Genomic DNA, 9052 nt, shown 5'->3' with positions numbered 1-9052 from the left:
ATAATAACAGCATCTTTAATGGCTTCTGCAAGGTTAGTTGTGAATTTTAAACGACCTTGTTCTATATTTCTGTTGAACAAAATATCTAAACCAGGTTCGTAAATTGGCATAATGCCTTCTTTCATTTTTTGAACCTTTTCTTCAACAATATCAACACATGTTACATTGTTTCCTGTCTCTGCAAGACAAGTGCCTGTTACCAAACCTACGTAACCAGTACCTATTACGGCAATCTTCATATTATGGGGGAAATTATTACCTTTAAAACAAACTTTTTTGCGAAGTTAAACAATACAAAATTAAATGCCATTAATATATAACATTGGAATAAAATTTTATTATTTATTCATACATTTTGCATCTTTTTTTAATATCAAAGCAAAAAAATGGATTGATGGCAGAAAAAACTGGAGAGAGAAATATAAAAATCTGTCCGATACACCAACAATATGGTTTCATTTTGCATCATTAGGAGAGTTTGAACAAGGAAAGCCACTTCTAGAAGCTGTTAGAAATCAATATCCTCAGCAAAAAATAGTGATTACATTTTTTTCTCCATCAGGTTATGAGATTAGGAAAAACTCGCCCTTAGGAGATTATATCTTATATTTACCATTGGATACAACAAAAAACGCACAAGATTTTATCCGAATTTTTAAACCATCTGTCGCATTTTTTAATAAATACGAATATTGGTATCACTTTTTTAAGGCTTTAAATCAACATCATATTCCTTTATACATAACATCAGCTATTTTTAGACCTCAACAAATTTTCTTTAAATTTTATGGTGGTTTTAATAGACATATACTTAGTTATGTAACTCATTTCTTTACTCAGAACAAAGAATCTGATGATTTACTTTCAAGCATAGGTTTGCATAATTTCACTTTGTGTGGAGATACCAGATTTGACAGCGTAAATAATTTAGCCCAAAAAGTTAAAGAACTTCCCTTTGTTAAGGCTTTTAAAAATGAAAGTAAGTTATTAATAGCTGGCAGCACTTGGCCTGATGATGAAAAACTTTTGGCGTTTTGGTTTTTAAATCAACAAAACGATTGGAAAATACTGTTTGCTCCTCATGAAATAAAACCAGAAAAAATAAAAGCACTACAGCAATTATTTAATGATGAAGTAGTTATTAAACATTCCGAAATTGCTGATTTAGATGCGTTGAGAAATTATAAAATACTCATCATAGACAATATAGGAATGTTGTCTTCTCTTTACCCTTACGGGGAGATTGCATATATTGGCGGAGGCTTTGGTGCTGGCATACACAATACCTTAGAAGCGGCAACTTGGGGATTACCTGTTATTTTTGGCCCTAATTACCAGAAGTTTCAAGAAGCTAAAGACTTGATTAAAAATGAAGCGGGTTTTAGTATCAAAAATCAAGAAGAGTTGAATATTGTACTGACTAAACTTACCCAAAACGAAGTTTATTGTATTAACAGTGGTAAAAAAGCCCAAGCTTATGTAAAAGAGAATGTTGGGGCTACAGCTTTAATCATGAAAAAAGTTTTTGGCTAAGCTTTAATTCGCTCATCAAAAATAAAGGGTTCTGCTTTTAACAATTTTACAGCTTTAAAATCAGCGTGTTTTGGATTCAACAGATAATTAAACTCTTGAGGAATGATAGAAGAAGGTACTTTTAAAACAGCTGTTTGCTGGTTTATCAACCATTCATTGCCTAAGAATTGCGTTAGCGGAATATTTTCAAAATGATGCCATTTACTTGGCAGCTCATCTTGGTGGATCTCTGTTTGAAGCAAATCATCAGGAATATCTATATACAAAACTTTAAATGAAGCGTTTAAACCAAGTTTATTCCGATGTACCACATTCTCTAAACAAGCTAGAGAAATAGATGAAGCTGTATAAATGACATAACTATCATTACTATTCCACCTAGCCGCTCTGCCGGATGCAAACAAGGCGTCAGAAAATCTTGCTAGAGCAATTCTATAAACCAACATGGATTTAAGCTAAATCACCATAAGCTATACGGATAAGTTCTTCTTCTATCAGATTTATACCTGTAATGGTATCCATGAGATGAAAAGGCGTTTGGTTGCCTAAGCCATAAGCTGGTAAATTTAACCACTGGTGAAAAGCCTCTACCGAACCAAAAACCTCAATACCTTTATTAAAAAGAGCAAAAGACTTGATGAGTTTTTCACTTAAAGCAGCATCTAATTTTAAACCTTGAACAACATGATTTTGTATGGTTTTAACGGTAGTTTTAAACGCACTTTGAAATTCATCATAGGTAAAACCAGATATATTTAAAAAATCTAAAGCAGCATTTGCACTTAAACCCTCTTTAGAATTTTGTAATAAAGCAATTGGATTAACAGACATTTTCTGATAAACCGCAATAGTTTCCTGAACTAATTGATGAGTAACATCATCATGATGATTGATGCTATAACTTTTTGCCCTTTTTTTATCTGTTTTCATGAGCTTAACTTTAACAACGAACTAATATAAGAAAATTTTCTGATTACAAAAGAAAATTTTCTTGATTTTTAGTTTTTGTTAAGTATGATATCTTCAAGAGCGTCTATCCAAGCCGGATGATCGTTTAGACTTTCCACTAATTGAACTTTTTCGCCGCCAAGTTCTTCAAACTCTTCTTGGTACTCAAAAGAAATTTCAAATAAAGTTTCTAAACAATCAGCAACAAAAGCAGGGCATAAAACTAAAATTCTTTTAACGCCTTTGGCAGCTAGTTCTTTTAAAACATCGCTGGTATAAGGTTGCATCCATGGGTCGTTTCCTAAACGAGATTGAAAGCATAAAGAGTACATATCGTCTGATAAATTAAGCTCTTCTGCTATTAATTTAGCTGTTTGATGGCATTGTGCTGAGTAGCAAAACTTATTATTCTCTGTTAAGGTCTTGCAACAATCTTTTACTTTTAAACAATGTTCACCAGAAACATCGGCTTTACGCATGTGTCTTTGTGGCACTCCGTGGAAACTAAATAAGATATGATCCCAACCTTCATCCAAATATTTTCTGGTATTGTCTGCAAATACTTTAATCATACCAGGATGATCATAATAGCTATTTACAAAACTTATAGATGGTATGGCTTGCCACTGGCTAACAATTTCCATAACCAATTGATGAACAGAACCGGTAGATGCCGAAGCATATTGAGGAAATAATGGAATAACTTTAATACTATCTAATTTGGCTTGTTTTAATCGCTCAAGAGCATCAGGAATAGAAGGAGATTGATAACGCATAGCTAACTCTACCTGATAATCTTCACCCAGTCTTTCTGCTATAGCATCCCTAACGTTATTACCATAAATTAGGAGCGGTGAACCTTGCTCGGTCCAAATTTCTTTGTAAATTTTGGCTGATTTAGGTCCTCTAAACGGTACAATAATACCTTTAACTAATAAAGTTCTTAAAACAGGATTAATATCTATAACCCTACCATCCATTAAAAACTCATCTAAATATTTCCTAACATCAGCAGTTTTAGGACTATCTGGTGTTCCTAAATTAACCAATAAAATTCCCTTTTTTCCCATTCCTATTTATATATGATTTGCTTTATCTTTTAAACTCCATAATTGCCACCAAGGTGTACCCGGCGAATCGTGATGCTCGTAGTGATAACCAAAAAAGTAACAACTTATAAAAGCTAAAAAATGATTTCTTGTTTGAGATCTTGATTGATGTTTATTATCATGTTCTCCTTTATGAGGTAAATAGGTGCCAAAATAAAAAAGTTGTAAAGTGCTTAACAAAGATGGAATTACCCAAAATAAAATAAGGTTTACTTCATCAAACCAAAGTTTTAAAATATTAAAAATAATAGCCATAATAACTATTTGCCACCAAGTAATGTACTGTGTTATGAAATGAAAATACCACTGAAAAAAGTTACCATGATGGTAATCAGGGTCATCATGAGAGTGTACATGACTGTGGTGTAAATGATGTTTTTTATTTAGTGCTTTAAAAGGAAAAGCTGCATATAAAGCGGTACATATTTGCCCAATGGCATTGTTTACCCTCTTATTAGCGCTATAAACTGTACCATGCATAGCATCATGTGCGGTAATAAATAAACCCGTATATAAGTGTGCTTGGATGAGAATAAAAACATAAATAAGAGGATTAGAGAAATTAACCTCAAAATTTAAGAAAAAAGATAGTGAACAAAACCAAAAGGCTATGACAAGCAAAGCAATAAGCAAACCTTTATAAGATTTTTTATTCACGATATAAAAATTTAGTATGTCTCTAAAACCTTCTTCACATCCTCCATTAACCACATTGGGGTAGAGGTTGCACCACAAATACCAATTTTATCTCCTGGGTTAAACATCATGATTTCTAAATCTTCTGCCTTACTGATGAAATAAGTAGCAGGATTATTTTTGCGACATACTTCATATAAAACTTTACCGTTTGAAGATTTTTTACCCGACACAAAAACAATTTTATCAAACTTCTTAACAAAATCTGGCAAGTCTTTATCGCGGTTAGAAACTTGTCTACAAATGGTATCATTAGCCTTTACCTCGTAACCTTTAGCAATAAGCTCTTCTTTAATTTGGTAAAATTTCTCTGTAGACTTTGTTGTTTGGCTGTATAACGTGAATTTTTGCGGAAGTTCTACATCTTCCAATTCTTTTATATCTTGAAAAACCAAAGCTTCATTATTAGTTTGCCCTTGTAAACCAATAACTTCTGCATGACCATGTTTACCAAAAATCAAGATTTTCTCATTAGCGTCATGCGTGGTTTTGATACGATTTTGCAATTTTAAGACCACCGGGCAAGATGCATCTATTAAAGTGATATTATTTTCTAGTGCAACCTTATACGTTTCAGGCGCCTCGCCATGTGCTCTTATAAGAACTTTTTCGTTTCTAAGTGTTTTAAGATCCTCATTATCAATAATTCTTAGGCCTTTAGCTTTTAAGCGTTCTACCTCTTCATCATTATGAACAATATCTCCTAAACAATATAAATAACCATCTTCCTGTAGTATTTCTTCTGCCATATCTATAGCATAAACTACTCCAAAACAAAATCCAGAATCGCTATCAATGGTTACTTGTAAATTATATTTCATGGTGCAAGATAATCAAGCTTTTATGCCGTAAAATTAGGCAAATTCTTGTTTAAAAATCTAAAAACTAAATCAAAGCTCTGCAATATTTAATATGGCAAAAAACAAAAACTGACTTATGAATAATACCAAACCAACCGGATTTGTTTTCTTAAAATCAACAGCATAGTAAAATCTCAACAAAAGAAATGAAACAATGTACCAACCTACATAGTTTTGAAAAGGTACTGTGTAGCCTTCCCAACTCCAATAATCATGCTGTATCGCAACTGGTTCTATTAAAATATCAGTGGCAACTAAAAAAACTGCACCAACTAAAGATTTTATGGTGGGTTGATGTTTAAATTTCCTCTTTAAATAAGAACCCATGGAAAAAACCATAATAAACCAATTTACCCCTATCATTAAAGGTATATCTGCCAGTTTAAAGCCCAAGGTACTGCCATAGCTATAAACCCCAAATATTTTCCCGGTACTTACACCAATAAGCTCTACTATATATCCTGCCACTGCAACTGTTAAGGCAGTAACCCAAAAGTTTAAGCTAAATTCTTTTTGGTTGATAATTAAAATACCTGCCATTAAAAGTAAATGAAAGGGTACTAAAGACAGAAATAACTCATACAAAGCAGGAACTAAAAAACCTATTAAACCCACTATGTGGAAAACGATAATGAAGATGATAGAGAGTTCCTTTTTACCTAATCTAAAATTCATATGCTTACTTTACGACCTTTCCAGGTTACTTTATTTGTGATTTTTTTTCTGATGGATTGAAATGAAACTAGCCCCAATGATAACATTTGGATGGGATGAAATAAAATATTGATGATTGGTGATTGGCCAGAGAGTAGGGAAATCATTAATCTACTTAATAAGATGAGTGTACAACAGAAAAAAAACAGTTGCGAATTCAAGTAAAACAAGATTAAAACCGGTCCTAAGAGCACTAAAAACAAATAAACCAACAAACCCGGTATAGAATTCCCAAAACCCGATAGCATGTTTTTTGAAAAACCATTGATAGCATCAGTATAACCTTTATACATGCGGCAAAAGATATATCCATTTGCTAATAAAGCCTCGCCAACAAGCTTTTCCTGTTTAACACGCTTCATAATCTCAACATCCTCTACTACCTGCTCTTTCACTTGTTTATGCCACTTATATTCGTGGTAAGTTGTAGCATTAAACATCATAAATTGACCACTAGCAGCAGAAAAAGCAGGATTTTTTGATAAAAAAACTAACCTTAACGGCAATAAGTTGAGTAGGATATAATGCATCATAGGTACTACTAACTGCTCGCCACGGGTTTTCATGGTTTGGTTGGTAAATAAACTTAATAAATCAAGCTTATTCATGTGCATTCTATGTACGGCACTATTAATAAGACCGTCTTTCACCAATTCATCAGCATCTAAAAAAAGTAAATATTTGCCTTTAGCATGTTTAGCTAATTGATGACAAGCAAAGTTTTTTCCCAACCAACCTTGTTTTAAAACCTCGCCTTTTAAGGTATGAAAACGAGCATCGGTTTGAGCAAATGTTTCACAAATTTCATAGGTATTATCATCAGAATTATCATCTAAAACATAAACTTCTATGTGCTTATAGTCTTGTTGTTTAAGTGATTCTAAAAGCGGTAAAATATCTGCTGCCTCGTTTCTGGCGGGTATGAGTACCGAAACCAAATCTTGATAATGCTTTGGGCTAGCCGTTAATTTTGGATTAGAAATAAAATTAAATAGCGTAACCGTAAAGCGCAAAATCAAAAAGAAAAATATGATATAAAACAAGATCATCATTTACACTACAATTTTACTTTGCTGGCCTTTAGCATCATCGTAATGCTTATTAAACTCGTTTTTAATAACTTGTAAACTTGTATATTCTTGAGCTTGCCATTCTTTTAGGTAAATAGAAATAGAGGGCTTTCTGTTTTGAAAATAATCAAATAAACTTACTGCGAAAATGTATTGAAATTTCTTACCCGCATGTTGTATGATGTGAAGCAAACCTTTCTCGAAACCTATACTTGAAACATGGTTAGAAAAGAGCTGACCTTGAGGGAATATCAATACCAAATTATTTGGGTTTTCTAAAAGTTTGGCTGCATATTGTAACGAGTTAACCACACTTCTAGACTGCTTTTGAACACTAAAAGCACCCAAATATTTCATAAACCAAACTTTTTTGGCTGTATCTTCCACAATCATCACATGGAATTTCTTTTTGAGATAAACTTTATTGAGGTAAAAAAGTAAGAAACCATCCCACCAACTACAATGGTTTGCTAGTAATAAAATTGCCTTATCGTTGTCGACATCAATCTTGTTAAAAGAAACAGCTGAAAAATCTTTCTTGATGATATATTGAATATACCAGGAGAAAAATCTGTAAATCAATCTGTTTTCTTTTGGTGTTACCATAGCTTACTTGTAAAATTAGTTTTATTTTCTTGATATCAGCTTGTTGAAGGTATCATTTCACTAACTATTTTGGCTGATAACAGGGCTAAAGGTATTCCCCCACCAGGATGTACGCTTCCACCTGTAAAATACAAGTTTTTAATTTTTGATGAGAAATTGGCATGACGTAAAAACGCCGCAAACTGGTTGTTAGAACTTGTACCATACAAAGAACCTTGATAAGAAAAACTTTTAGATTCTATAGTTCTTGGGTCTAGAATAGCTTCCGTAACGATAAGTTCATCTAAATTTATTTGTAAATTTTTATTGAGTTTTTTAATGATATTTAGCTTTGCTTTAGCGATTAAAGTATCCCAATCTTGCCCAATGTTATTGGGTACGTTTATCATGGTAAACCAATTTTCGCAACCTTCTGGCGCATCATCAGCTTTAAGCTTTGAGGTGATATTGATATAAACAGTTGGATCATCATCAATAACTTTTTCTTTAAAAATGGTATTAAACTCTTTTTGATAATCATCGCTAAAGAAAATGTTGTGTAAGCCCAGCGCTTTAAACTGCTTTTTAACTCCCCAATAAAAAATAAGTGCCGAGCTTGATCGCTCTTGCTTTAATATTTGCTGTGGCTGCTTCTCGTCTTTTAGCAGGTTTTTATAAGTAAAATATACATCCATATTAGAGACAACAACATCTGCAAAATGCTTTTTTGCATTGATAATGATGCCTTTTGTTTCTTTATTTTCTACTATAATTTGCTCAACATAGCTGTTATAATAGAATTTCACACCTAGTCGTTCTGCTAAACGTACCAAACTTAGGGTAATATCATACATGCCTTTTTTTGGAAAATATGCTCCAAAATGCTGCTCTAGATGTGGGATAACATTTAAAGTTGCAGGCGCTTGGAAAGGGTTAGATCCATTATAAGTAGCATATCTATTAGCATATTGCACCATTTTTTTATCACTAAAAAATGATTCATTAGCCTTGGCCATGCTTCTAAAAGCGTCTATTTGTGGTAATCTTAAAATAGATTTTAACGTAGGAATATTTAAAAAAGTAGCCAGTTTGTGTAAAGACTTTTCTAAAAAAACATGATTGGTAATTTCGTAAATCTGTTTGCTTTTGGCTAAAAAAGTAAAAATTTCTTCGCGTTTAGAAGTGGTTTTAGCAGCTATTTCATCAGCAAATTTCTCAACATCTGCCCAAGCAGTTAAATGTGTACCATCATCCCAGAAATACCGGCAAACTTCGTCTAGTTTATCATATTGGAAATAATCTTCCGGTGATTCATCAGCCAATTTAAAAAGCTCTTCTACATATTGTGGCATGGTGAACAAGCTAGGTCCGGCATCAAACCTAAACCCATCTTGTTTAAATTCAGACAATTTACCACCAGGATAGGCATTAGACTCGTAAATATCAACCTGATAACCTTTTAAAGCTAACCTTACAGCACTTGCAATACCTGCTATACCGGCACCAATAACTATTGCTTTAGACATGATATCATTAC

The 9052-nt window shown here is 32.8% G+C and carries 11 protein-coding genes; 1 reads left to right on the top strand and 10 read right to left on the bottom strand.

Translation table 11 applies throughout. The features are described from left to right. The coding region (locus tag H510_RS0106205) for a 3-hydroxyacyl-CoA dehydrogenase NAD-binding domain-containing protein (RefSeq protein WP_026903528.1) at nt 1-239 on the bottom strand (239 nt) is incomplete at its 3' end. Between the two features lie 64 nt (nt 240-303). Here H510_RS0106205 and H510_RS0106200 point away from each other — a divergent pair. Beyond that, on the top strand, nt 304-1533 hold the full coding sequence (locus tag H510_RS0106200) for a 3-deoxy-D-manno-octulosonic acid transferase (RefSeq protein WP_026903527.1): 1230 nt from the start codon (nt 304-306) through the stop codon (nt 1531-1533). Here the strand turns inward: H510_RS0106200 and H510_RS0106195 are convergent. The 9 genes from H510_RS0106195 to crtD all read right to left on the bottom strand — a co-directional run bounded on the left by H510_RS0106195 (nt 1530) and on the right by crtD (nt 9041). Beyond that, the gene (locus H510_RS0106195) at nt 1530-1979 is read right to left on the bottom strand and encodes an RES family NAD+ phosphorylase (protein ID WP_026903526.1); all 450 of its coding nucleotides are present in this window, start codon (nt 1977-1979) and stop codon (nt 1530-1532) included. The two genes, H510_RS0106200 and H510_RS0106195, sit on opposite strands and share 4 nt — an antisense overlap. Before the next feature lie 4 nt (nt 1980-1983). Continuing rightward, nucleotides 1984-2463 (bottom strand): type II RES/Xre toxin-antitoxin system antitoxin, encoded by a 480-nt coding sequence (gene parS, locus H510_RS0106190; RefSeq protein ID WP_051291082.1) that lies wholly within the window; start codon nt 2461-2463, stop codon nt 1984-1986. 68 nt (nt 2464-2531) lie between these two features. Then, on the bottom strand, nt 2532-3551 hold the full coding sequence (hemH, locus tag H510_RS0106185) for a ferrochelatase (protein WP_026903524.1): 1020 nt from the start codon (nt 3549-3551) through the stop codon (nt 2532-2534). A 6-nt stretch (nt 3552-3557) separates the two neighbouring features. Then, complete coding sequence (locus H510_RS0106180; protein ID WP_026903523.1) at nt 3558-4247, bottom strand: fatty acid desaturase; 690 nt, start codon at nt 4245-4247, stop codon at nt 3558-3560. An 11-nt stretch (nt 4248-4258) separates the two neighbouring features. Beyond that, nucleotides 4259-5107 (bottom strand): 4-hydroxy-3-methylbut-2-enyl diphosphate reductase, encoded by an 849-nt coding sequence (locus tag H510_RS0106175; protein ID WP_026903522.1) that lies wholly within the window; start codon nt 5105-5107, stop codon nt 4259-4261. A gap of 69 nt (nt 5108-5176) precedes the next feature. Next, entirely contained in the window at nt 5177-5821 is a 645-nt protein-coding gene (locus H510_RS0106170; RefSeq protein ID WP_026903521.1) for a carotenoid biosynthesis protein, read from the bottom strand. Further along, entirely contained in the window at nt 5818-6912 is a 1095-nt protein-coding gene (locus tag H510_RS0106165) for a glycosyltransferase family 2 protein (protein ID WP_026903520.1), read from the bottom strand. Before H510_RS0106165 ends, H510_RS0106170 begins: the two co-directional genes overlap by 4 nt. Then, nucleotides 6913-7536: a lysophospholipid acyltransferase family protein gene (locus H510_RS0106160; protein ID WP_026903519.1), complete on the bottom strand. Its 624-nt coding sequence runs from the start codon at nt 7534-7536 to the stop codon at nt 6913-6915. Between the two features lie 35 nt (nt 7537-7571). Next, nucleotides 7572-9041: a 1-hydroxycarotenoid 3,4-desaturase CrtD gene (gene crtD / locus H510_RS0106155; protein ID WP_036692101.1), complete on the bottom strand. Its 1470-nt coding sequence runs from the start codon at nt 9039-9041 to the stop codon at nt 7572-7574. Nucleotides 9042-9052 lie beyond the last annotated feature (11 nt).

It is taken from the genome of Pedobacter glucosidilyticus DSM 23534, from assembly GCF_000425145.1.
GTDB lineage: Bacteria > Bacteroidota > Bacteroidia > Sphingobacteriales > Sphingobacteriaceae > Pseudopedobacter > Pseudopedobacter glucosidilyticus.
The sequence above is the reverse complement of the archived record's forward strand: the minus strand, read 5'-3'. Positions and strand labels throughout refer to the sequence as shown.